This is a genomic window from Stenotrophomonas sp. YJH_SMC_4, assembly GCF_059371575.1.
In genome coordinates this window covers 124911-146137 of sequence record NZ_JCAFUR010000005.1, presented here as the reverse complement: position 1 = coordinate 146137, position 21227 = coordinate 124911, and the positions used below count along the sequence as shown (strand labels likewise).

At 67.8% G+C, this 21227-nt stretch carries 18 protein-coding genes; 7 read left to right on the top strand and 11 right to left on the bottom strand.

Annotated elements, in window-relative coordinates; all coding sequences use genetic code 11:
- Positions 1 to 55: 55 nt before the first annotated feature.
- Complete coding sequence (efp, locus tag AC5P9F_RS10460) at positions 56 to 622, bottom strand: elongation factor P (RefSeq protein ID WP_005410381.1); 567 nt, start codon at positions 620 to 622, stop codon at positions 56 to 58.
- Positions 623 to 742: 120 nt separating this feature from the next.
- Between efp and epmB the strand changes: the two genes are divergently transcribed.
- A complete protein-coding gene (gene epmB, locus AC5P9F_RS10455) occupies positions 743 to 1759 on the top strand; it encodes an EF-P beta-lysylation protein EpmB (RefSeq protein ID WP_044570623.1) in 1017 nt (338 codons plus the stop codon).
- A 65-nt stretch (positions 1760 to 1824) separates the two neighbouring features.
- Here the strand turns inward: epmB and AC5P9F_RS10450 are convergent, their stop codons facing one another.
- From AC5P9F_RS10450 to AC5P9F_RS10440, 3 genes are read right to left on the bottom strand one after another with little or no spacing between them, the layout of a single operon-like run.
- Positions 1825 to 3951 (bottom strand): putative bifunctional diguanylate cyclase/phosphodiesterase, encoded by a 2127-nt coding sequence (locus tag AC5P9F_RS10450; RefSeq protein WP_062607456.1) that lies wholly within the window; start codon positions 3949 to 3951, stop codon positions 1825 to 1827.
- Entirely contained in the window at positions 3948 to 4880 is a 933-nt protein-coding gene (locus AC5P9F_RS10445; RefSeq protein ID WP_049404638.1) for a phosphate/phosphite/phosphonate ABC transporter substrate-binding protein, read from the bottom strand. The genes AC5P9F_RS10450 and AC5P9F_RS10445 overlap by 4 nt, the downstream gene beginning before the upstream one ends.
- A gap of 46 nt (positions 4881 to 4926) precedes the next feature.
- Positions 4927 to 5697 (bottom strand): RNA methyltransferase, encoded by a 771-nt coding sequence (locus tag AC5P9F_RS10440; RefSeq protein ID WP_005414025.1) that lies wholly within the window; start codon positions 5695 to 5697, stop codon positions 4927 to 4929.
- 120 nt (positions 5698 to 5817) lie between these two features.
- On the opposite strand from AC5P9F_RS10440, the gene AC5P9F_RS10435 reads away from it, so the two are divergent.
- Positions 5818 to 6645 (top strand): inositol monophosphatase family protein, encoded by an 828-nt coding sequence (locus AC5P9F_RS10435; RefSeq protein WP_005410386.1) that lies wholly within the window; start codon positions 5818 to 5820, stop codon positions 6643 to 6645.
- A gap of 667 nt (positions 6646 to 7312) precedes the next feature.
- On the opposite strand, the gene htpX is transcribed toward AC5P9F_RS10435, so the two are convergent.
- Positions 7313 to 8179 carry a protease HtpX gene (gene htpX, locus AC5P9F_RS10430; RefSeq protein WP_005410387.1) on the bottom strand — a complete coding sequence of 289 codons (867 nt, stop codon included), beginning with the start codon at positions 8177 to 8179 and terminating at the stop codon, positions 7313 to 7315.
- Between the two features lie 93 nt (positions 8180 to 8272).
- On the opposite strand from htpX, the gene gluQRS reads away from it, so the two are divergent.
- From gluQRS to phaR, 3 genes are all read left to right on the top strand, one after another.
- Positions 8273 to 9214: a tRNA glutamyl-Q(34) synthetase GluQRS gene (gluQRS, locus tag AC5P9F_RS10425; RefSeq protein ID WP_065183458.1), complete on the top strand. Its 942-nt coding sequence runs from the start codon at positions 8273 to 8275 to the stop codon at positions 9212 to 9214.
- Positions 9211 to 9951: an acetoacetyl-CoA reductase gene (phbB, locus tag AC5P9F_RS10420; RefSeq protein WP_005410389.1), complete on the top strand. Its 741-nt coding sequence runs from the start codon at positions 9211 to 9213 to the stop codon at positions 9949 to 9951. The genes gluQRS and phbB overlap by 4 nt, the downstream gene beginning before the upstream one ends.
- 194 nt (positions 9952 to 10145) lie before the next feature.
- Positions 10146 to 10673: a polyhydroxyalkanoate synthesis repressor PhaR gene (phaR, locus tag AC5P9F_RS10415; protein WP_005410391.1), complete on the top strand. Its 528-nt coding sequence runs from the start codon at positions 10146 to 10148 to the stop codon at positions 10671 to 10673.
- A gap of 73 nt (positions 10674 to 10746) precedes the next feature.
- Here the strand turns inward: phaR and AC5P9F_RS10410 are convergent, their stop codons facing one another.
- The 6 genes from AC5P9F_RS10410 to AC5P9F_RS10385 all read right to left on the bottom strand — a co-directional run bounded on the left by AC5P9F_RS10410 (position 10747) and on the right by AC5P9F_RS10385 (position 18324).
- A complete protein-coding gene (locus AC5P9F_RS10410; protein ID WP_005410392.1) occupies positions 10747 to 11703 on the bottom strand; it encodes a TraB/GumN family protein in 957 nt (318 codons plus the stop codon).
- 1 nt (position 11704) lies between these two features.
- The gene (locus AC5P9F_RS10405; RefSeq protein WP_065183457.1) at positions 11705 to 12634 is read right to left on the bottom strand and encodes a DUF1684 domain-containing protein; all 930 of its coding nucleotides are present in this window, start codon (positions 12632 to 12634) and stop codon (positions 11705 to 11707) included.
- Positions 12635 to 12645: 11 nt separating this feature from the next.
- Positions 12646 to 14550 carry a DNA mismatch repair endonuclease MutL gene (gene mutL, locus AC5P9F_RS10400; RefSeq protein ID WP_012480846.1) on the bottom strand — a complete coding sequence of 635 codons (1905 nt, stop codon included), beginning with the start codon at positions 14548 to 14550 and terminating at the stop codon, positions 12646 to 12648.
- 165 nt (positions 14551 to 14715) lie between these two features.
- Positions 14716 to 16278: an N-acetylmuramoyl-L-alanine amidase gene (locus tag AC5P9F_RS10395; RefSeq protein WP_065183456.1), complete on the bottom strand. Its 1563-nt coding sequence runs from the start codon at positions 16276 to 16278 to the stop codon at positions 14716 to 14718.
- An 82-nt stretch (positions 16279 to 16360) separates the two neighbouring features.
- The gene (gene tsaE / locus AC5P9F_RS10390) at positions 16361 to 16843 is read right to left on the bottom strand and encodes a tRNA (adenosine(37)-N6)-threonylcarbamoyltransferase complex ATPase subunit type 1 TsaE (RefSeq protein WP_024958295.1); all 483 of its coding nucleotides are present in this window, start codon (positions 16841 to 16843) and stop codon (positions 16361 to 16363) included.
- A complete protein-coding gene (locus tag AC5P9F_RS10385; protein ID WP_164225485.1) occupies positions 16840 to 18324 on the bottom strand; it encodes an NAD(P)H-hydrate dehydratase in 1485 nt (494 codons plus the stop codon). Before AC5P9F_RS10385 ends, tsaE begins: the two co-directional genes overlap by 4 nt.
- 23 nt (positions 18325 to 18347) lie before the next feature.
- On the opposite strand from AC5P9F_RS10385, the gene queG reads away from it, so the two are divergent.
- Both queG and xseA read left to right on the top strand, forming a co-directional pair.
- Positions 18348 to 19418: a tRNA epoxyqueuosine(34) reductase QueG gene (queG, locus tag AC5P9F_RS10380; protein WP_033834693.1), complete on the top strand. Its 1071-nt coding sequence runs from the start codon at positions 18348 to 18350 to the stop codon at positions 19416 to 19418.
- A 44-nt stretch (positions 19419 to 19462) separates the two neighbouring features.
- Positions 19463 to 20794 (top strand): exodeoxyribonuclease VII large subunit, encoded by a 1332-nt coding sequence (gene xseA, locus AC5P9F_RS10375; RefSeq protein WP_114618889.1) that lies wholly within the window; start codon positions 19463 to 19465, stop codon positions 20792 to 20794.
- Positions 20795 to 21227 lie beyond the last annotated feature (433 nt).

Genomic DNA, 21227 nt, shown 5'->3' with positions numbered 1-21227 from the left:
GCGATGGCGCGTATCCGGCCAGCGGCCGGCACTATCGTAATCCGGCTGCGCCGGATTACTTGACGCGTGCGGAGTATTCGCCCGAACGGGTGTCGACGCGGATCACTTCGTCCTGGTTCACGAACAGCGGCACGCGGACCACGGCGCCGGTTTCCAGCGTGGCCGGCTTGCCGCCGCCGCCCGAGGTGTCGCCACGGACGCCCGGATCGGTTTCGGTGATCTTCAGCTCGACGAAGTTCGGCGGCTGCACGAAGATCGGCTCACCGTTCCACAGGGTGACCACGCAGGACTCCTCGCCCTTCAGCCACTTCTCGGCGCCGCCCATGCCGGCCTTGGTGGCCTGGACCTGCTCGAAGGATTCCGGGTCCATGAAGTGCCAGTACTCGCCGTCGCTGTACATGAAGTTCATGTCGGTATCGACGACGTCGGCTGCATCCAGCGAGTCGGTCGACTTCATGGTCACTTCCTGGGTACGGCCGTCCTTGATCAGGCGGTACTTCACGCGGGTGAAGGCCTGGCCCTTGCCCGGCTTGACGTATTCGGTGTCGATGATGACGGCCGGTTGGTTGTTGACCAGGATCTTCATCCCGTTCTTGACGTCGTTCATGCCGTAGCTGGCCATGCGTAAACTCCTGAGTGGCAAAAACGCCGCGGGTGCGGCGAGCCGTTAGAATGGAAAGCCCACCGGATGCCGGTGGGCGACTGTTTTTCTGCCCCCATGATAACCGCAGGCCCCCTCTCCATGCAGCTTTCCGCCTTCCCCCGGCCCCAGTCGCCAGGCGCGCCCGCGCGTTGGCAGCAGCTCTGGCGCCAGGCACTGCGCGACCCGCAGGCGCTGCTGGCCCGGCTGCAGCTGGACCCGGCGGCACTGGGCGTCTCCGAAGCGGCCATGGCCCAGTTCGCGCTGCGCGTGCCGGAGGGGTTCGTGGCCCGCATGCGCAAGGGCGATCCGGCCGATCCGCTGCTGCGGCAGGTGCTGCCGATCGACGAGGAAATGCGCCCGGCGCCCGGGTTCAGCTTCGATGCGGTGGGTGATGGTGCCGCCAAGAAGGCCACCGGCGTCATCCAGAAGTACCGTGGCCGCGCCCTGCTGGTGGCGACGGGCAGCTGTGCGATCAACTGCCGCTACTGCTTCCGCCGCCACTTCGACTATGGCGCGGAGAACGCCGCCAAGGGTGGCTGGCAGGAGGCCGTAGCCGCCATCGCCGCCGACCCGGACATCGACGAGGTGATCCTGTCCGGCGGTGACCCGCTGTCGCTGGCCACGCACAAGCTGGCCGAGCTGACCGACGCCCTGCGCGCGATCCCGCATATCCGCCGCCTGCGCATCCATACCCGGCTGCCGATCGTGCTGCCCGAGCGCGTGGACGATGAACTGGTCTCTTGGCTGGGCAGCCTGCCGTGGCCGCTGGCCATCGTGGTCCACGCCAACCATGCCAATGAATTCGATGCCAGCGTGGACGCGGCGATGGCGCGCCTGCGCGGCATCGGCGCCCAGCTGCTGAACCAGGCGGTATTGCTGCGCGGGGTCAACGACAGCGTGCAGGCCCTGCAGGACCTGAGCGAGCGCAGCTTCGCCGCCGGCGTGCTGCCCTATTACCTGCACCAGCTGGACCGGGTCGAGGGCGTGGCCCACTTCGAAGTGGACGACACCCGGGCCAAGGCATTGATTGCCGGGTTGACCGCGCGCCTGTCCGGCTATCTGGTCCCGAAGCTGGTGCGCGAACTGCCCGGCGACCCGAGCAAGCGCCCGGTGTAATTCCGTAGCGTGGGTCATCCCTTTTACTGCGGAAAAGGGATGACCCACGGCACAACGTCAATCGGTCAAACGCCCGATTCGATCATCCGCACCACTTCGGTGGCGGTGACCGGGTGGCTCAGCCAGTAGCCCTGCCCCAGATCGCAGCCGCGCTGCGCCAGCAGTTCGAACTGCGCCTGCTGCTCGATGCCCTCGGCCACCACCGTGATGCCCAGCGCGTGGGCCATGGCGATGATCGCCGTGGTCAATGCGAGGTCGTCGGGATCACGCTGCATGTCGGCCACGAAGCTCTTGTCGATCTTCACGCCGTCCACCGGCACCTGGCGCAGATGACTGAGCCCGGAGAAGCCGGTGCCGAAGTCGTCCAGCCATACCTTCACGCCGGTGCGGTGCAGCTTGTCCAGCAGCTGCGCGGCGACCATCTCGTCACCGATCACCGCGGTCTCGGTCAGCTCCAGATGCAGGCGCGACGCTGGCAGCCCGGACTCATGCAGGCATTGCGCGACCAGCGCCGGCAGTTCGCCGCCGCGCAGCTGCCGCGGTGACACGTTCACCGACACGAACAGGTCGTCGCCGGCCGCCCCGCGCGGCCACTGCGAGGCCTCCATGCAGGCCGCACGCAGTACTTTCGGGCCGATGATCTCGATCAGACCACTCTGCTCGGCCACCTCGATGAACACCGATGGCGGAATCGTGCCCAGGGTCGGATGCTGCCAGCGCAGCAGCACTTCGACGCCGACCATGCGGCGGTCGCGCATGCGGAAGATCGGCTGGTAGGCCAGGCGCAGTTCGCCGCGCTCCCAGGCCCCGCGCAGCTCCTGTTCCATATGCACGCGACGTTCGACCGCGTGGTCCATCGCCCGGCTGTAGTAGCGATAGCAGTTCTTGCCGGCCATCTTCGCCTGGTACATGGCGATGTCGCCGTTTTTCAACAGGGTGGTCGCATCGGCCGCATCGTCGGGGAACAGGGTCACGCCGATCGAGGTGCCCAGGAACAGCTCCCTGCCCTGCACCACCAGCGGCCTGCCCAGCTCGCGCACCAGCACTTCGGCCAGCAGCCGCGCGTTGGCGGCCACATCACCGTCGCCCACCAGGATCACGAACTCGTCACCGCCGAAGCGGGCCAGCAGGGCCTCGTCGCCGCCTGCCTCCGCAACGGCGCGGCCGATGCGCTGTGCGAACTGCAGCAACGCCTCGTCACCGGCCTCATGGCCAAGCGTGTCGTTGACCCGCTTGAAATCGTCGATGTCGGCGAACAGCAGGCCCAACCGGTGATTGGCGGCACGCGCCGCCATCAGCCGATGGTCCAGCGCTTCGCGGAATGCCAGCCGGTTGGTCAGCCCGGTCAGCGCGTCGGTATAGGCCATGCGCCGCACTTCACGGTCATGGCGGGCGATCGCATCGCGCATGCGGGCGAAGCCGCGCACCAGCTCACCCACTTCGTCGTCACGGGTGTTCTCGGCCAGGGGCGTCTGGTAGTCACCGGCCTCGATGCGGCGCGCGGCCGCGGCCAGATCGCGGATCGGCGCGACCAGCGTGCGCTGCACGTACAGGATCACCACCACGCCGATCACCACCAGCAACCCCAGCATCAGCAGCAACCAACCCAGGTGGCGGCTGCCGACCAGTTGCAGGCGCTCGCCAAGGGTGGCGTTGGCCGCCTGCTCGCGTTGCTGTACTTCGTCCAGCGCCATGCCGACGCGGACGCCGCCGATGCGCTGGTTGCCGACCATGATCGGCATCGTGTTGTCCAGCACCTTCGGCGATTCCTGCACCAGCAAGGCCTGCGCCGCCGCAGCCTTGGGTGCCAGGGGATCGCCCATCGGCTGGCCGAATCCCGGGACCTCGACCGAGCCGTCGTGCACCAGCCGGCCGCGCTCGTCGAACACCAGTACATAGCGCACCACCGGCTGTCGCGCCGTGCTGCGCACCAGCACGCCGACCTGGTCCAGGTCGCGGTAATACAGCGGGTTGGCCAGCGCATCGGACAACTCGCGCGCCATCGCCTCGCCGCGGCTGCGCACGCTGCGGTCGAACAATTCATGGATGACGCCACCGCTGAGGGTGCGCACCTCGCTCTGCATCGCCGTCTGGCGCCCCAGCAGCACCGCCAGGATGGCGACCACCACGACCATCGCTCCGCCCATCGCCAGCAGGAACCGGGCCTGCATCCCCGAGCCGAGCCACTTCATTCCACTTCCATCCGCACGCGCGTCAATCCTTGTTTCAATTCATCCAACCGCTGCTGCGCATGCGCATCGACACGGTGGAAACCGGAAGTGCCAAAAAACCGATGCAACGCGCCCTGTGCCTGCGGGTCGCTGGCTGCCTGCAGCAGGACTTCCTGCAGGCGGTCGCGCACCCGGGCATCGAGGTCGGCGCGGACCATCTCCACCGCACGCGGATAGGGTTCGGTACGCAGCAGTTCGCGGAAATCGCGTCGGAATGCAGCCGGCACCCGCCGCTCGTCGTTCCAGTCCACGCTGCTCACCGCCCCCACATCCGCCATCCCCTTGTGCACGTACGTCGCGATGTTCAACTCGCTGCGCGCGAACACATACCCCACGCTGTCACGCCCTGGCACGTCCCAGACCCCGGCCAGGATCTGCGGCGACAGGCCATGGTTCAGCAGGGTCATCACCGGCACCAGGTAGGCGCTGGTGGATGCCGTGTTCTGCAGGGCCAGGCGATGGCCGCGCAGATCCTGCACCCGCTGGATGGGACTGTCGCTGCGCACGAAGAACACCGTCTGGTATTCGCGCACCCCGTTGCGCTCGGTCAACAGCAGCGGCCGCGCACCACTGCGCTGGCCCAGTGCCACCGCCGTACCGGAGGTTTCCGTGACCCAGTCGACCCGTCCCCGCCGCAGATAGCTGGCCATCTGCTGCGGGTCGCGGGCCATCAGTACCCGCCCCTCCTGGATGCCGACGTCATGCATGCGCGCCACCACGTAGTCCAGCAGGGGTTGCAGCTGCTCGTAGTGAGCCTGGGGGTCATCGCTGATCCGGCCCAGCACCAGCACCGGATCCGGTGCTGCATGCACGGCTCCGGCCAGCAGGACCATGGCCAGGCTCAGCAGTCCCCCCTGCATTGCCTTTCGCAGACCCGACACAGACGTCATCCCCCCTGGGTATCCAGACAGACTACCCGAAAAAATGAGAACGTCGTCAGCTGTCCTTGCTGCCGGCCTGGGCCAGACGCGCCATGCGCTGGGTATCGGCGAGGATGCCGCGCAACAGGCGCACTTCCTGCTCGCTCGGCTCGCTGCGCAGGAACAGGCGGCGCAGCTTGCGCATCGCCGATTCCGGCGCGCGGCCCTTGTGGAAATCGATCTCGTCCAGGGTGTCGCCGAGCTGGGCGAAGAAGCTCTCCATCTGCTCATGGCTGGCGGCCTGTTCGCGGAAGCCCGGCTCGGCGTCGGCGGCCGGCTGCGCGCCCAGCAGCTGCATGCGCGTTTCGTACGCCAGCACCTGCACGGCGGCGGCCAGGTTGAGCGAGCTGAACTCCGGGTCTGACGGGATGTGCACTGCGGCGTGGCAGAGCTGCAGCTCCTCGTTGGTCAGGCCGGTACGCTCGCGGCCGAATACCAGTGCGACCTCGGCACCTTCGCCCGCCTTGGCCACCGCACGGGCGGCAGCGTCGGCCGGCAGGTATTCCTCCAGCTGGACGCGGCGGGCACGGGCCGTGCAACCCAGTACCAGGCGGCAATCCGCCACGGCCTCGGCCAGGGTGGCCACCACCGGAGCGTCCCCCAGCACGTCTTCGGCACCGGCCGAGCGGCGGAAGGCCTCCTCGTCCAGCGGCTTTTCGGGGGCGACCAGCACCAGGCGGGCCAGGCCCATGGTCTTCAGGGCGCGGGCGGCAGCCCCCATGTTGCCGGGGTGCTGGGTACCGACCAGGACGAATCGGAGGCGGGTGGCGGCGGGAAACTGGGACATGAACAGGGAAAAGGTCGAGCTGGACGATGACCAATGGTAAACTGTGCGGCCGGCCACTGCGCCGGACCCGCTCTTTTCCCCCGCCAGTCCATCTCTTCTGCCTTTCCGGGAGCCCACGCCATGCAGAAACCCGCCGTCACCGTCATGGTCAAGGCCGCCCGCCTCGCCGGCAACGTCCTGTTGCGCAACATCAACAAGCTCGAGGCACTGAACGTGGTGCAGAAGGGCCGGATGGACTACGCCAGCGAAGTGGATGCGGACGCGGAAAAGGTCATCGTCAAGGAACTCAAGCGCGCCTACCCGGATTACGGCATCTTCGGTGAAGAAGGTGGCGTGCAGGGCGAGCGCCGCCAGATGTGGGTCATCGACCCGCTGGATGGCACCAGCAACTACCTGCGCGGCGTGCCGCACTACTGCGTGTCGATCGCCCTGGTCGAGAACGGCGAGCCGACCGATGCCGTCATCTTCGATCCGCTGCGCAATGAACTGTTCACCGCCAGCCGTGGCGCCGGCGCCGTGCTGAACGACCGCCGCATCCGCGTGGCCGACCGCAAGGATCTGGAAGGCACGATGATCCACACCGGCTTCGCCCCGCGCGAACGCAGCCGCGCCAGCGCGCAGCTGAAGTCGGTCGACACCCTGCTGGTCCAGGCTGAGGACATCCGCCGCACCGGTTCGGCCGCGCTGGACCTGGCCTACGTGGCCTGCGGCCGCGCCGACGCCTATTTCGAAGCCGGCGTGAAGGCGTGGGACATCGCTGCCGGGCTGTTGCTGGTCCGCGAGGCGGGTGGCAAGGTCTGCGACTTCAAGGGCGCGACCCTGGGTCGCATGGACAACCGTGGCCCGGAGACCCACCAGATCGTTGCCGGCAACCTGAAGGTGGCCGAGTCGCTGCAGAAGGTGCTGGTGAACACGGGCTACGCGGCGGAGTTCGACGCGAAGTTCTGAGGTTTCGCGTAATGCGGTTCATGGAGACGGCACCTGCGAGGGTGCCGTTTTCGTTTGTGCGCACGGAGAGTCATTTCCGCGACCGCGGTGGGGTGTCACTTTCTTTGCTCGTGCAAAGAAAGTAACCAAAGAAACACGCCGCCAGGGCGCGAGCCGATGCTGCGCATCGGTGCCCTGCGCTCCTCGGCCCGTCGAGGGACGGTGCGGGAACTCGCTGCGCTCAGACACCCGCACCTCTTCGCCCTCGCCAGACCTGCGGTGCTCGGCTCGCTCAAGGCGGACCCAAGGTCAAATGCCACAGCGGCACCCGGTTGATCCATGCCACGCGTGGATGCTGTTGGCCTTGATCTTGACCTTCCAGTCCGCCTTGAGCGAGCCGAGCATCGCAGGGGAATCAGGGGCGAAGAGGCGCCGGTGTCTGAGCGCAGCGAGTTCGGCGCCGCCCCCTGATTCGCCGAGAAGCGCAGGGCACCGGCGTGCGTAGCACGTCGGCTCGCGGCCGGCGGAGCGTTTCTTTGGTTACTTTCTTTGCGCGCAAAGAAAGTGACACCCCTCCGCGGTCGCGGAAATGATCCCGGGCATCGCCCGACGCACCGATGCGTGCGCGCGCAAACAAAAACGCCCGGCGCGGGGCCGGGCGTTCCTGCACTACCGTGGAAGCGGAGGCTTACGCCACCGTAGACGCCCGCAGCGCGGCGATGCGCTCTTCCAGCGGCGGATGGCTCATGAACAGCTTCTTCGCCGTCGAACCAGCAATACCGAAAGCGGCAATCTGGGTCGGCAGCGTGCTCTGGCCGTGGTTCAGCTGCAGCCGCTCCAACGCGGCGATCATCTTCTGGCGGCCGGCCAGCGAGGCACCGCCGGCGTCGGCGCGGAACTCGCGGTGGCGCGAGAACCACATCGAGATCATGGTGGCGAACAGGCCGAACACCATCTCCAGCACGAACACGATGATGTAATAGGCGAAGCCACGGCCGCCGCCTTCGCGGTTGCCCGACAGCGCGCTGTCGATGATGCCGCCGACCACGCGGGCCAGCACGATCACGAAGGTGTTCAGCACGCCCTGCAGCAGCGCCATGGTGATCATGTCACCGTTGGCGACGTGGGCGATCTCGTGGCCCAGCACCGCTTCGGCCTCGTCTTCGCTCATGTTGTGCAGCAGGCCGGTGGACACCGCCACCAGCGCGTTGTTGCGGTTGGCGCCAGTGGCGAAGGCGTTGATCTCCGGGCCTTCGTACACCGCTACTTCGGGCATGCCGATACCGGCCGCCTTGGCCTGGCGCTCGACGGTGGCCAGCAGCCAGCGCTCGGTCTGGTTGCGCGGCTCGGTGATCACCACCGCACCGGTGGAGCGCTTGGCCATCCACTTGGAGAGCAGCAGCGAGATGAAGGAGCCACCGAAGCCGAAGATCGCGGCCATGACCAGCAGGCCGCTCATCTGGCTTGGATTGACCCCGAGCAACGACATCACGATGCTGGCGAGAATCAGGACCGCGAAGTTGGTCGCCAGGAACAGGGCAATGCGGGTAAACATGGGAAAATCCGGCTCGGAAGGGGTCGATACCGGTCAATTTGCGGTGTGGTCAGCTTGAATTCAAGCGCCAACCTGACCGACGATTCAGCCAGCATGACCTCCCCTATTCCCTGCGGTCGTTTCGCGCCCTCGCCGACCGGCCTGCTCCATCCCGGATCCCTGCTCGCCGCCTTCGGCAGCTGGCTGCTCGCGCGACATAACGGCGGCCTGTGGCGGCTGCGCATCGAAGACGTCGATCCACCACGCACCGTGCCCGGCGCCGCCGAGTCACAGCTGCGGGCGCTGGCAGCGTTCGGCCTGGTCCACGATGGCCCGATCCTCTGGCAGAGCACCCGCGGCGAGGCCTACCAGGCCGCGCTGGACGTGCTGCTGGCCAGCGACCAGGCCTTTGTCTGCCACTGCAGCCGCAGCGACCTGGCCGCCAACGGCGGCATCCACCATCGTTGCGTCGCCCGGCAACTTCGACCGGACCCTGCCGTCCGCTTCCGCGTGCCACCGGGCAGCATCGTGCACTTCGACGATGGCCTGCGCGGCCCGCAGCAGCAGGACGTGCACGCCGAAGTCGGCGACTTCGTGCTGCGCCGCGCCGATGGCTGCTGGGCCTACCAGTTGGCGGTGGTGGTCGATGACGCCGCGCAAGGAGTGACCGAAGTGGTGCGCGGCGCCGACCTGCTCGACTCCACGGCGCGGCAGATCCTGCTGCAGCAGGCATTGGGGCTGGCGGTGCCGCGCTACTGGCACCTGCCGCTGCTGCTGGATGCGCCGGGCCACAAACTGTCCAAGTCGCTGGCGGCGCTGCCGGTGGACAGTTCGCACCCGCTGCCCGTGCTGCGCCAGCTCTGGAAGCTGCTCGGCCAGGCACCTGGGGCGCTGGAACCTGCGCACGACCTGGATACGCTGCTGGCCACCGCTCGGCAGGCCTTCGACCCGGCACGACTGCCGCGGACCGACATCCTGTTGCCAGCCGGCGCACTTTCCGCGCCGATGTTGCAGAATCCCCCTTCCCCCACCCGACACCCGGACAACACTCCATGACATCTCGCGTCGCACTGGTCACCGGCGGAACCGGCGGCATCGGCACCGCCATCTGCCAACGCCTGGCCGACCAGGGCCACCGGGTCGCCACCAACTACCGCGACGAGGCCAAGGCCCGCGCCTGGCAGCAGGCAATGACCGAACGCGGCTACAGCGTGTCGATCTTCCCGGGCGATGTCTCCGATCCAGGCAGCGCCGAAGCGCTGGTGCGCGCCGTCGAGGCCGAGCTGGGCCCGGTCGAGATCCTGGTCAACAACGCGGGCATCACCCGCGACACCACGTTCCATCGCATGCGCGCGGACCAGTGGCACGATGTGATCAACACCAACCTCAATTCGGTGTTCAACGTCACCCGCCCGGTCATCGAGGGCATGCGCCGCCGCGGCTGGGGCCGGGTCATCCAGATCAGTTCGATCAACGGCCTGAAGGGCCAGTACGGCCAGGCCAACTACGCGGCGGCCAAGGCCGGCATGCACGGCTTCACCATCTCGCTGGCACGCGAGAACGCCGGCTTCGGCATTACCGTCAACACCATTTCGCCCGGCTACGTCGCGACCGACATGGTGATGGCGGTGCCGGAAGAAGTGCGCGCCAAGATCGTCGCCGACATTCCCACCGGGCGCCTCGGCAAGCCGGAGGAAATCGCTTACGGGGTGTCCTTCCTGGTGGCGGAGGAAGCCTCGTGGATCACCGGCAGCAACCTGGACATCAATGGCGGCCACCATATGGGTTGGTAAGCCGCGCCGGCGGCCGTGGCGGCCTCGGCGGCGCACGCCCGCCGCCCCTGCCGATGGTCATGCTGCGCAGCACGCAAACCCTTGTTGCGCAACATGATCCCCTGTGAAAGCCAAGCCTGGCGGGGGCTGAGGCGGTTGCAACGGCTGCTGCACTGCGCCATGCTTCGCATCTACTGTGACGAGTGACCGCTTCAATGGCTGCGACCCGCATCATCAAGAAGTATCCGAACCGCCGTCTCTACGACACCGAGATCTCCAGCTACATCACCATCGAGGACGTGCGCCAGCTGATCCTGGACGGTGAAGACTTCGAAGTCCGTGACGCCAAGAGCGGCGACGACCTCACCCGTTCGGTCCTGCTGCAGATCATCGCCGACCAGGAACAGGACGGCGAACCGATGCTGTCCACCCAGCTGCTGAGCCAGCTGATCCGCTTCTACGGCGATTCCCTGCAAGGCTTCATGGGCAACTACCTGGAGCGCAGCATGCAGGTCTTCCTCGACCAGCAGCAGCAGTTCCGCCAGCAGATGGGCAACCTGCTGGGCCAGACCCCGTGGGCGATGATGAACCAGTTGACCGAGCGCAACCTGGAGCTGTGGCAGGAATTCCAGCGCAGCATGGGCACCGGTTTCGGTGGTCCGCGACCGGGTGGCACCGGTACCGGCACCGGCAACAAGCCCAACGAACCCGGTACCGGCACCGGCGGCAAGACCCGCCGCTGAGCCGATGTACCGGCGGATACGAAAACGGCGCGCCCAATGGCGCGCCGCTTTGTTTTGTGCCCCCGGGGGAGCATCAACGTTTCGCTTTGCACCCCGTGCATACGCGTTCGGCCTTGTAGCCCTTCGCCTTCAGCTTCTCGACCACGCCGTCACCGCCCAGAAGGTGCAGCGTACCGACCACCACCAGCGTGCCACCCTGCCCGGCCTGCAGGTACGGCAGCAGCTTCGGTACCCACGCATCGTTGCGCCCGGTGTTGATGCGCTGGTAAAGCTGCGGGTACTGCTGGCGCATTTCCGCGGCCATCTTCGTCCACAACACGCGCTCATCGCCTCGCCGCCAGGCATCATGCAGCTGGCGCGCCTGCTCATCGCCCTTGCCCGCCTGATCCAGCGCCTCGGACAGCATCTGTCGCTGCTCCTGCACGGTCATGCCGTCGAGCATGCCGATCTGGGTATCGATGTCTTCCAACCCAGCGGTCCTGCGGCCGGTCTTCTGCGCGCGCTCCATGAAATGACGGTCCAGGCCCAGCGCCGGGTCCAGGCCCATCTTCTGCATCTGCCCGACCGAAATGCTCAGGCCGACGAACCAGGGCTTCATGCCCTGCATCTGTGCCAACGGAAGCTTGTTCTCGGATGCGAACGCCTGCAGCTTCTGCCAGGTGGCCGCGTCGAGATCGCGCTTGAGCTCGCTGCCATCGGTGCGCACGGCAGCCTGCACCATGCGGCTGGCCAGCTGCGGCGACTGCATGTCCTCCGGCGACAGTTCGAACACGACCCGCTGCGAGGCCTCGAAGGCCTGCTCGACATCGGGCGACAGCGGGTAGTCCTGCGGTTTCAACAGGTGGAAGGATCCAAGCAGGTATACGCGTGAATCACCCGGGCCGGTCACCTTCCACAGCAGCGGCACCGGCGGCTTGGCCGCCGCCGTGGCCGCGGCGTCGGTGGCCGGTGCATTGCGCGCCGGTGCCAGCGGTGCGATTGCAAACGCTGCCATCAGCAGCGTTGCACGGAACAGTCCCTTCAACGGCATCTCAGCCCTCTCCTTCAGACAGGTGGTAGGCCTTCTCGCCCGCTTCCATGCGCAGGTCCAGCCGGTTTTCCGGCGGCGCCAGCGGGCACGTGGCATAGGCGGTGAATGCACACGGCGGGTTGTAGGCATGATTGAAATCGATGCGTAGCGTGCCGTCGGCTGCCGGCGCATCGGTATCCAGGTAGCGCCCGGCCGGATAACTGCCGCGGCCACTGGTGCGGTCGGCAAAGATCAGGAACAGCGGCTGCCCGGTGGCTCCGATCGCCTCCAGCCGCCATGTGCGGCCGTCGCGTTCGAATTCGACCGCGCCCGCATTGGGCATCTCGGTGGTCAGGCCGGTGATGTCGACAATGGGCAGGGTCTTGCCCACCGGATGCGGGATGAAGCGTGCCTGCACCTGCCAGTCCGGGCCACCCGGCCAGTACTCCAGCCCGGCGAAATCACGGCGCGCCGGCGCATCGGCATGCTTGACCCGCAGCGCATCGCGCGGCCCGCGCCGGATGATGCTGAGCTGGCCCCTGCCACCGTCGAAGGCCAACAGGGTTGGCTGCGGATCCTTGTCGGTGTCGATGCGGATGCGGCCGCGCACCGGCTGGCCATCATGGCTGACATCCACACCGGCTTCGGGCGTGAACCACCACTGGCTGCCCTCGCGACGCAGCAGGCCCAGCTTGTCCGGGCCAACCGTCAGGCGGATGCCGTTGGTGGCACCACTGCCGACGAAGTGTGATTTGTTCTGCAGCCAGTGCAGGCCGACCAGGGCCGTCCAGCCATCGGGCCGGGTCAGGTCCTGGTAGCGGGCCACCCGCCATTGCTGCTGCGCGGCCGCATAGGCCGGATCTTCGGTAACCTTCGGCGCCGGCGGTGTTGCCGGACTGCACGCGGCCAACAGCAAGGCGGCCAGCAGGCCGCCCATTCCCCGATAACGCATCGATGCTCCCCTCAACGTCCGCGCAGGAACCAGCGGTCGATCTCCGCCAGCGAAAAACGGGCCCAGGTCGGCCGGCCGTGGTTGCACTGGCCAGACCGTTCGGTGATTTCCATGTCGCGCAGCAGCGCGTTCATTTCCGGCACGGTCAGGCGCCGGTTGGCACGCACCGCACCGTGACAGGCCATGGTCGACAGCAGTTCGTCACGTGCGCTGGCCACGCGGCGGCTCTGGCCGTGCTCGCGCAGGTCGGTCAGCACATCGCGCAGCAGCCCCTCCGGTTCGGCATGCGCCAACAGCGCTGGAATACTGCGCACGTGCAGCGATCCGGGACCGGCACGGGTCACCTCGAAGCCGAGCGCCGCCAACGTTTCGGCTTCACTTTCGGCGGTGTCGGCTTCGCGCTCGCCCACGGCGAGTGTGATCGGCACCAGCAGCGGCTGCGACTGCAGGCCGATACCGTCGTGCGCGTTCTTCAGGCGCTCGTAGCCGATGCGCTCGTGCGCGGCATGCATGTCGACCACGATCAGGCCTTCTGCGTTCTCGGCCAGGATGTAGATGCCGTGCAGCTGCGCGATCGCGTAGCCCAGCGGCGGTACGCCGGCGTCGGCACTGGTCACCGGCAGTCCGTTCTCGGCCGGCATCGGCGGCAGCGCAGCACCGCGTTCGGCACCGGCCGGTGCGGCATACAGTGCGGCATAGGCCGCCGGTGCATCGGCCACCTGCAGTCCAAGGGGCTGCTGCGGGCGCCAGCCGGAAAAACCACCACCACCGCCACCCGAGCCGGCACCGGGCGCAGGTCCACGCGCCAGCCCGAAACCCGATGCGCCCGCGCTCGATGCCATCGGTGCAGCAGCGGCGTCCACCGGATGCACCGGACCCGCACCGATCTCCTGCGCCGACATGCCGGCGCGGGTATCAGCCAGCGCGTCCTTCAGCGTGCGGTAGACGAAATCGTGCACCAGCCGCGAATCACGGAAGCGAACCTCGTGCTTGGCCGGGTGCACGTTGACGTCAACGCGGGTCGGGTCGAGCTCGAGGAACAGCACATAGGCTGGCTGGCGGCCGTGGTACAGCACATCGCCGTAAGCCATCTTCACCGCATGGGCGACGCTGCGGTCGCGCACCGAACGGCCGTTGACGTACAGGTACTGCTGGTCGGCGCTGGCGCGCGAATAATGCGGCTGCGCGATCCAGCCGTGCAGGCGCAGGCCGGCACCACTGTGGTCGACGCGCACGGCCTGGTTGGCGAAATCCTCGCCCAGCGTTTCGGCCAGGCGCGCATCGGAATACAGATCGCCCGGCTTGTAGCGGCGCGAGGCCTTGCCGTTGTGCGACACGCGCAGCTCGACATCCGGTCGCGCAAGCGCCAGCGAACGCAACCACTCTTCGATATGGCCCAGTTCGGTACGCTCGGCGCGCAGGAACTTGCGCCGCGCCGGTACGTTGTAGAACAGCTCGCGCACTTCCACCGTGGTGCCCGGTGCATGCGCACGTGGCGTCACTTCGCCGATCTTGCCGCCTTCGATCTGCAGTGCCGAACCGTGTTCGTCATGCGCGCGACGCGAGGACAGGGTAAAGCGGCTGACCGAGGCGATCGACGGCAGCGCTTCGCCACGGAACCCGAGCGTGGCCACCGATTCGAGGTCGTCCAGATCGGCGATCTTGCTGGTGGCGTGGCGCGAGACCGCCAGCGGCAGCTGTTCCGGCGCGATGCCACTGCCATTGTCGCGGATGCGGATCAGGCGGACACCACCCTCTTCAAGATCGATATCAACGCGGCTGGCACCGGCATCGATCGCGTTCTCGACCAGCTCCTTGACCACTGACGCAGGACGTTCGACCACTTCGCCGGCGGCGATCTGGTTGATCAGGATTTCCGGCAACGGCCGGATCGGGCGCGGTCCGGGCGCGCTCATGGGAGAGGATGGGCAGCAGACTTCATGGGTTGATGATAGCGGAGCCGCCCCGTGTAGAGTCGACTGTCAGTCGACTGCCCTCCGCCGGGCGGCGAAAACCCCGCGCTGCGCGCGTAGTCGACTGACAGTCGACGCTACAGAAAGCAGTAACCTGCCTTCGGCGGGTTACTTGCTGCCGCCGGCCATGGTCCCGGCAGCGTCGATCTCGGCCTGGGCACGGGCTGCGTACAGCGTGCCCGGCGGTGGCTGGCGGCTGAAGAAGGTGTGCACGCCATCGAGCACGGCGCCGGCGATCTTGCGCTGGTAGGCCGGGTCGATCAGACGGCGCTCTTCGTCCGGGTTGGAGATGAACGCGGTTTCCACCAGCATCGCCGGCATGTCCGAGGTGCGCAGCACGGCGAAGTTCGCACGTTCGATGTTCGGCTTGTGGTTGTTGCCGATCCGCTTCAGGCCGCCCAGCACGTGGCCGGCGGCATCTTCAGACGCCTTCATGTAACCGCTCTGGGCAAGGTCCAGCAGCACGTTGGCAAGCGTGCCTTCGGTCTGCTGCAGGCGCACGCCACCCACCAGGTCGGCCGCGTTTTCCTTGTCCGCCAGCCAGCGGGCGCGCTGCGAAGAGGCGCCCTTGGTCGACAGCACGTATACCGACGAACCAGTGGCCGAACGGTTTTCGGCCGCGTCGGCATGGATCGAAATGAAGATGTCGGCCTTGTTTGCACGTGCCTTCTGCGCACGCATCGGCAGCGGGATGAACACGTCGCTGTCGCGGGTCAGATAGGCCTTCAGGCCCGGCGTCGCGTTGACCTGGCGGGCCAGCTCACGCGCCACCGCCAGGGTGACATCCTTTTCGCGCTTGCCGGTCGGGCCGATCGCGCCGGGATCCTGGCCACCATGGCCGGGATCGATGGCGACCACCAGATGACGCATGCCGGCCTGCATGCGGATGCGCGAGGCATCGCTGGGCATGGCCGGGCGCGGCGGTTCCACCGGCGTCGGCGCCGGTGCAGGCACGGTAGCCGGCGGCGTGGTCACCACTGCGGCGGTGCGCTGGCCGGCCAGGATCGCGGCCGGCGAGGAAGAAGGTGAGCTGCTGGCCACGGTACCGGCCGCCGCAACCTGGGCCGGGGCGGTGGACGGCGCCGGGGTCGGCGTGGCCGGTGCGGCGGCAGTGGCACTGGCCTGCTGCCGCACCTGCGCGGTCAGCAGTGCGGTCGCACGTGCGGCATCGGAACGCGACTGTGCGCTTTCAGCCGGGGTCGGCGCGGGCGTGGCCACCGGTGCCTGCGGCTGCACCGCCGGTGTCGCTGCCGGACGGCTGGCGGCCACGGCCGGGCCATCGCCGGGCCATTCGATCACCAGCTTGGATTCATTGCCCTCCCGCTGCATCTGCGGGCGGAATGGCGCCACCGATTCAGCGAGGTCGAAAACGACACGGAAGGTGCCCGGCACCGGCTGTCCGGTACGCACCGCCGTGACCACACCCTGCGCAGCCGGCATCTTCAGGTTGCGTATGGCGCTGGAGTCAGGGAAGTCGACCACCAGACGGTTCGGACCGGCCAGAGAAAGCGTCTTGTAGCCGCCACTGCCGACCAGCGAGATCTCGGCACGGGTGCCGGTGGCGCCGGTATTCAGCAGGACCTGGCGGACTTCACCGGCCCACGCACTGACGCTCGCCAGACCCAGTCCGACGGCGGCACAGATAGCGATGAGACGGTTCCCCGGGCGCATGGCTCAGGATTCAATCACCGCGCTGAACGGAATGCAACACCTTTTTCCTTAATAATCCGTAACCTGCCGGTCTTTGTTCTCGTCAGCCGACAGAAATGGCCTGCAAGTCGCCCCCTTGGGGAAGCCGCTTCAGCCACTCATGTCCGACGTCGCTGGCTCCGGTGAGACGGACGCGGCGCCCCTGCCCCTCGATCTCCAACGCCACCACCAGGTCGGTCGGCGGCAGCGCGCCAGCGCCGCGTTCCGGCCATTCCACCAGCCACAACATCGCGCTGCCCTCGTCCAGGCCCAGGAAATCGAGTTCGCCGGCCTGGCCGATCCGGTACAGGTCCAGGTGCCAGGCCTCGCCACCGCTGGCAAGCGGATAGCGCTCGACCAGGGTATAGGTCGGGCTGCGGATCGCGCCCTGCACGCCCAGTGCGCGCAGCAGTGCGCGTGCGGTGGTGGACTTGCCAGCGCCGAGGTCGCCGCGCAGTTCGATCAGCGCCTGCGGCGGTCGGGTCGCCGCCAGCCACTGCCCGAGCAGTTCGGTGGCATCGCTGTCGGCAAGGAAGAATTCAGTCATGAAGAGCGTTCCGGGTTGGCCAGTTGCCGCAGCGGCACCAGCAGATCAGTGGGAAGCATGCCGCGCGCGCCGTCGGCAGCCGCAGCGTCGCCGGCGAGCGCGTGCAGCAGTGCGCCAGCGGCGGCAGCGTCGAAGGCGGCCAGGCCCTGCGCGCGCAGGCTGGCAATGATGCCGGTGAGCAGGTCGCCCATGCCCCCCACGGCCATGCCGGGGTTGCCTGCAGCAATCAGCCGTGGCACCTGCCCGGGCGCCGTCACGATGCTGCCCGCGCCCTTCAGCACCACCACGGCGTGGAATCGCTCGGCCAACGCCTGCGCACAGCGGTAGCGATCGGCCTGGATATCAGTGGTACTGCAGTCGAGCAGACGCGCGGCCTCGCCCGGATGTGGCGTAAGGATCGCCTCCGGCAGCGCGCGCGGATCCTGCGCCAGCAGATTCAGCGCATCGGCATCAACCACCAGCGGTTTGTCGCTGTCCAGCAGCTGCGCAAACATTGCGCGTGCCCATTCGTCCTGGCCCAGGCCGGGGCCGATCGCCACCACCCTGGCCTTGTCCAGCAGCGCCGGCAGCACATCGCCATCTTCAAGCGCATGGGTCATCGCCTCGGGAAGCCGGGCCAGCAACGGGCCGACGTGATCGCGCCGGGTGGCCAGGCTCAACAGTCCCGCGCCGGCACGCAGTGCCGCTTCGGCCGCCATCGCGATGGCCCCACCGCTGCCATGGTTGCCGCCGACGCACAGCACGTGCCCGGATTCGCCCTTGTGGGTATTGGCACGACGCGGCGGCAGCAGTGCCGGCAAGCGAGCCTGGGTCCAGTGCTCTGCGGCGGGTGACACGCCCTGCCATGCGGCCGTGGGTAGCTGCAGCGGCGCCAACACCTTCCGCCCGCAATGATCCAGCGCATCGCCGGTATACAGCCCGCGATGCGGCACGATGAACTGCAGGGTCAAAGCAGCCTTCACCGCCTCGCCCGGTACGGCGCCCCGGTCGGCATCGACGCCACTGGGAACGTCCAGCGCCAGAACCGGTGCCGTCTGCGCGTTGAGGGCGGCGATCAGCGCCTGCGCCACACCTTCCGGCGCACGGTCGAAGCCCAGACCGAACAGGGCATCAACCCAGATATCGGCCTCGGGCAGCCCGCCGTCGAAATCGGTGATGGTGCCGCCGTGGGACGTGAATTCCGATGCTGCACGCTGTGCCAGCGACGTCGCCGGTGGCTTGCCCGGCAAGGCGATCACCGTCACCGCGCGCCCGGCCTTCCGTGCATGGCGGGCCAGCACCAGGCCGTCGCCGCCGTTGTTGCCTGCTCCGACCACCACGCCGATCCGCTGCGCCTGCGGCCAATGCTGCAGCAGGCACTGCCAGGCGGCCTGGCCGGCCTGCGCCATCAGGCCCCAACCACCCTCGGCGGCCAGCGCCGAAGCCTGCGCATCAAGCGCACGCGCGGCAGCGGAATCGAAAAGATCGGCAAGGTTGGCCATGCAGGGATTTTATACTGGTGCACATGTCCCCCGCCCCCATCCCTGTCGATCCGGCCCAGGCCGTGCAGCGCATCCGCGAACTGGCGCGTGCGCATGGCTTCCAGCGCTGCGGTATCGCCGGCATCGAGCTGGGCGAGGATGAGGCGCACCTGGCCGACTGGCTGGGCCAGGGCCTGTACGGCACGATGGACTGGATGGCGCGCCACGGCACCCTGCGCGCGCGCCCGGCCGAGCTGCTGCCCGGCACCGTACGGGTGATCTCGGTAGGCATGGACTACAGCCACAAGGACGACACCGAAGCCTGGGCAACCCTGGCCGACCCGGGCCGCGCCTACGTGGCCCGTTACGCCTTGGGCCGCGACTACCACAAGCTGATGCGCAACCGCCTGCAGAAGCTGGCCACGCAGATCAACGATGAAGTGGCACCGCTGGGCTACCGCGTGTTCGTCGATTCGGCGCCCGTGCTGGAACGCGCACTGGCGCGCAATGCCGGCCTGGGCTGGATCGGCAAGCACACCTGCCTGATCGACCGCCATGGCGGCTCCTGGTTCTTCATCGGCGAGATCTACATCGATATCCCGCTGCCGATCGATGCACCGGCCACGGCACACTGCGGCACCTGCACGCGCTGCATCGATGTCTGCCCGACCCAGGCCATCACCGGCCCGCAGCGGCTGGACGCGCGGCGCTGTATTTCCTACCTGACCATCGAGCACGACGGTGCCATCCCCGAAGACATGCGGCCGTTGATCGGCAACCGCATCTACGGCTGTGACGACTGCCAGTTGGTCTGCCCCTGGAACAAGTTCGCCAAGCGTACCGACGAAGCCGATTTCCGCGCGCGCAACAACCTCGACACTGCCCGTCTGGACCAGCTGTTTGCCTGGGACGAAGCTGAATTCCTGCGCCGTACCGAAGGCAGCCCGATCCGGCGCAGCGGCCATGAACGCTGGCTGCGCAACATCGCCGTGGCACTGGGCAATGCACCGTCCTCGGCCGAAGCGTTGGCCGCGTTGCATACCCGCGTCGATGATCCCTCGCCGCTGGTGCGCGAACACGTGCAATGGGCGCTGGACCAGCACAGGGTGCGCTGACGTGCGATCCTGAGCCCCCGTTCCGCCCGCAGCACGCCGTTCCCATGCAGCCACGCAACAACGACATCCTCACCCCCAGCCAGCTCAACACCCTGGCCCGCGACCTGCTGGAAGGCAGCTTCCCGGCGATCTGGGTCGAGGCCGAACTGGGCAGCGTGGCGCGTCCCGCCTCCGGGCATCTGTATTTGACCCTGAAGGATGCACGTGCGCAGCTGCGCGCGGCAATGTTCCGGATGAAGGCGCAGTACCTGAAGTTCGTGCCGCGCGAAGGCATGCGCGTGCTGGTGCGCGGCAAGGTGACCCTGTACGACGCCCGTGGCGAGTACCAGATGGTGCTGGACCATATGGAGGAAGCCGGCGAAGGCGCGCTGCGCCGCGCGTTCGAAGAGCTGAAGGCACGCCTGGAAGCCGAAGGCCTGTTCGACCCGGCACGCAAGCGGCCGTTGCCGGCGCACGTGCAGCGCCTGGCGGTGATCACCTCGCCCACCGGCGCCGCCGTGCGCGACGTGCTGAGCGTGCTCGGCCGCCGCTTCCCGCTGCTGGAAGTGGACCTGCTGCCGACCTTGGTGCAGGGCAGCAGCGCCGCTGCACAGATCACCCGCCTGCTGCAGGCCGCCGATGCCAGTGGCCGCTACGACGTGATCCTGCTGACCCGTGGCGGCGGTTCACTGGAAGACCTGTGGGCCTTCAACGATGAAGCACTGGCCCGCGCGATCGCCGCCAGCCGCACCCCGGTAGTGTCGGCGGTGGGCCATGAAACCGACTTCAGCCTCAGCGATTTTGCCGCCGACCTGCGCGCACCAACGCCGTCGGTGGCAGCCGAGCTGCTGGTACCGGACCAGCGCGAACTGGCCCTGCGCCTGCGCCGTACGGCCGCGCGCATGGTGCAGCTGCAACGGCATGCGATGCAGCAGGCGATGCAGCGTGCCGACCGCGCCCTGCTGCGCCTGAACGCACAGAGCCCGCAGGCGCGGCTGGACCTGTTGCGCCGCCGTCAGCTCGATCTGGGCCGGCGCCTGCATGCGGTCTTCAACCAGCAGCAGGAGCGCCGTGCCGCACGCCTGCGCCATGCGGCCGCGGTACTGCGCGGGCACCATCCGCAACGCCAGCTCGACGCGATGCAGCGCCGCCTGACCGCCCTGCGCGGGCGGCCGCAGGCAGCGATGCAGCGCCTGCTGGAGCGCGATGCACTGCGACTGCGCGGACTGGCGCGTTCACTGGAAGCGGTCAGCCCGTTGGCCACCGTGGCCCGTGGCTACAGCATCCTGACCCGCACTGACGATGGCACGCTGGTACGGAAGGTCAACCAGGTGCAGCCCGGTGACGCGCTGCAGGCCCGCGTTGGCGACGGCGTGATCGACGTGCAGGTCAAGTAGAGGGTTGCTCGGCAGGGCTGCGCCCTGCACCTGCAGAGGCTTCAAGCAACGGCCGAAGCAACAGCCAAAGCGGCTCTGGATTGCTGATGGTTTGGCGGGGCGGTGTGGCTGTGCAGGACACGCCGTAAACCCATCCCTGGGGGCTCGATGGCGCCATCCATGGCGCCAACGGTCCTGCACAGCCACACCGCCCCACCCTCGACAGTTTCCCGATGACAGTCGGTAGATCCACGCCATGCGTGGATGAATCTCTGTCAGATATCGAATCAATTCGGGGTCAGATCCGTTTTCCGTAGGAAAACGGATCTGACCCCACGCCATTCCGACAGATCGCGAGAATCTGTCGAAGGCGGGGTGGGTCCGGTTGCGGGGGCGTGAGCCGCATGGATGCGGCGACCGAGCTTACATGGACGTACTTGCAGCGGCCCCCGCA

Bases quoted from the DNA above. Each gene is read 5' to 3' on its own strand.
- efp (WP_005410381.1), bottom strand. From the start codon at position 622: ATGGCCAGCTACGGCATGAACGACGTCAAGAACGGGATGAAGATCCTG.
- htpX (WP_005410387.1), bottom strand. From the start codon at position 8,179: ATGTTTACCCGCATTGCCCTGTTCCTGGCGACCAACTTCGCGGTCCTG.
- gluQRS (WP_065183458.1), top strand. From the start codon at position 8,273: ATGACCTCCCCTATTCCCTGCGGTCGTTTCGCGCCCTCGCCGACCGGC.
- AC5P9F_RS10440 (WP_005414025.1), bottom strand. From the start codon at position 5,697: ATGTCCCAGTTTCCCGCCGCCACCCGCCTCCGATTCGTCCTGGTCGGT.
- AC5P9F_RS10405 (WP_065183457.1), bottom strand. From the start codon at position 12,634: ATGCGTTATCGGGGAATGGGCGGCCTGCTGGCCGCCTTGCTGTTGGCC.
- AC5P9F_RS10395 (WP_065183456.1), bottom strand. From the start codon at position 16,278: ATGCGCCCGGGGAACCGTCTCATCGCTATCTGTGCCGCCGTCGGACTG.
- AC5P9F_RS10435 (WP_005410386.1), top strand. From the start codon at position 5,818: ATGCAGAAACCCGCCGTCACCGTCATGGTCAAGGCCGCCCGCCTCGCC.
- AC5P9F_RS10445 (WP_049404638.1), bottom strand. From the start codon at position 4,880: ATGACGTCTGTGTCGGGTCTGCGAAAGGCAATGCAGGGGGGACTGCTG.
- AC5P9F_RS10410 (WP_005410392.1), bottom strand. From the start codon at position 11,703: ATGCCGTTGAAGGGACTGTTCCGTGCAACGCTGCTGATGGCAGCGTTT.
- AC5P9F_RS10450 (WP_062607456.1), bottom strand. From the start codon at position 3,951: ATGAAGTGGCTCGGCTCGGGGATGCAGGCCCGGTTCCTGCTGGCGATG.
- phaR (WP_005410391.1), top strand. From the start codon at position 10,146: ATGGCTGCGACCCGCATCATCAAGAAGTATCCGAACCGCCGTCTCTAC.
- tsaE (WP_024958295.1), bottom strand. From the start codon at position 16,843: ATGACTGAATTCTTCCTTGCCGACAGCGATGCCACCGAACTGCTCGGG.
- mutL (WP_012480846.1), bottom strand. From the start codon at position 14,550: ATGAGCGCGCCCGGACCGCGCCCGATCCGGCCGTTGCCGGAAATCCTG.
- epmB (WP_044570623.1), top strand. From the start codon at position 743: ATGCAGCTTTCCGCCTTCCCCCGGCCCCAGTCGCCAGGCGCGCCCGCG.
- queG (WP_033834693.1), top strand. From the start codon at position 18,348: ATGTCCCCCGCCCCCATCCCTGTCGATCCGGCCCAGGCCGTGCAGCGC.
- xseA (WP_114618889.1), top strand. From the start codon at position 19,463: ATGCAGCCACGCAACAACGACATCCTCACCCCCAGCCAGCTCAACACC.
- phbB (WP_005410389.1), top strand. From the start codon at position 9,211: ATGACATCTCGCGTCGCACTGGTCACCGGCGGAACCGGCGGCATCGGC.
- AC5P9F_RS10385 (WP_164225485.1), bottom strand. From the start codon at position 18,324: ATGGCCAACCTTGCCGATCTTTTCGATTCCGCTGCCGCGCGTGCGCTT.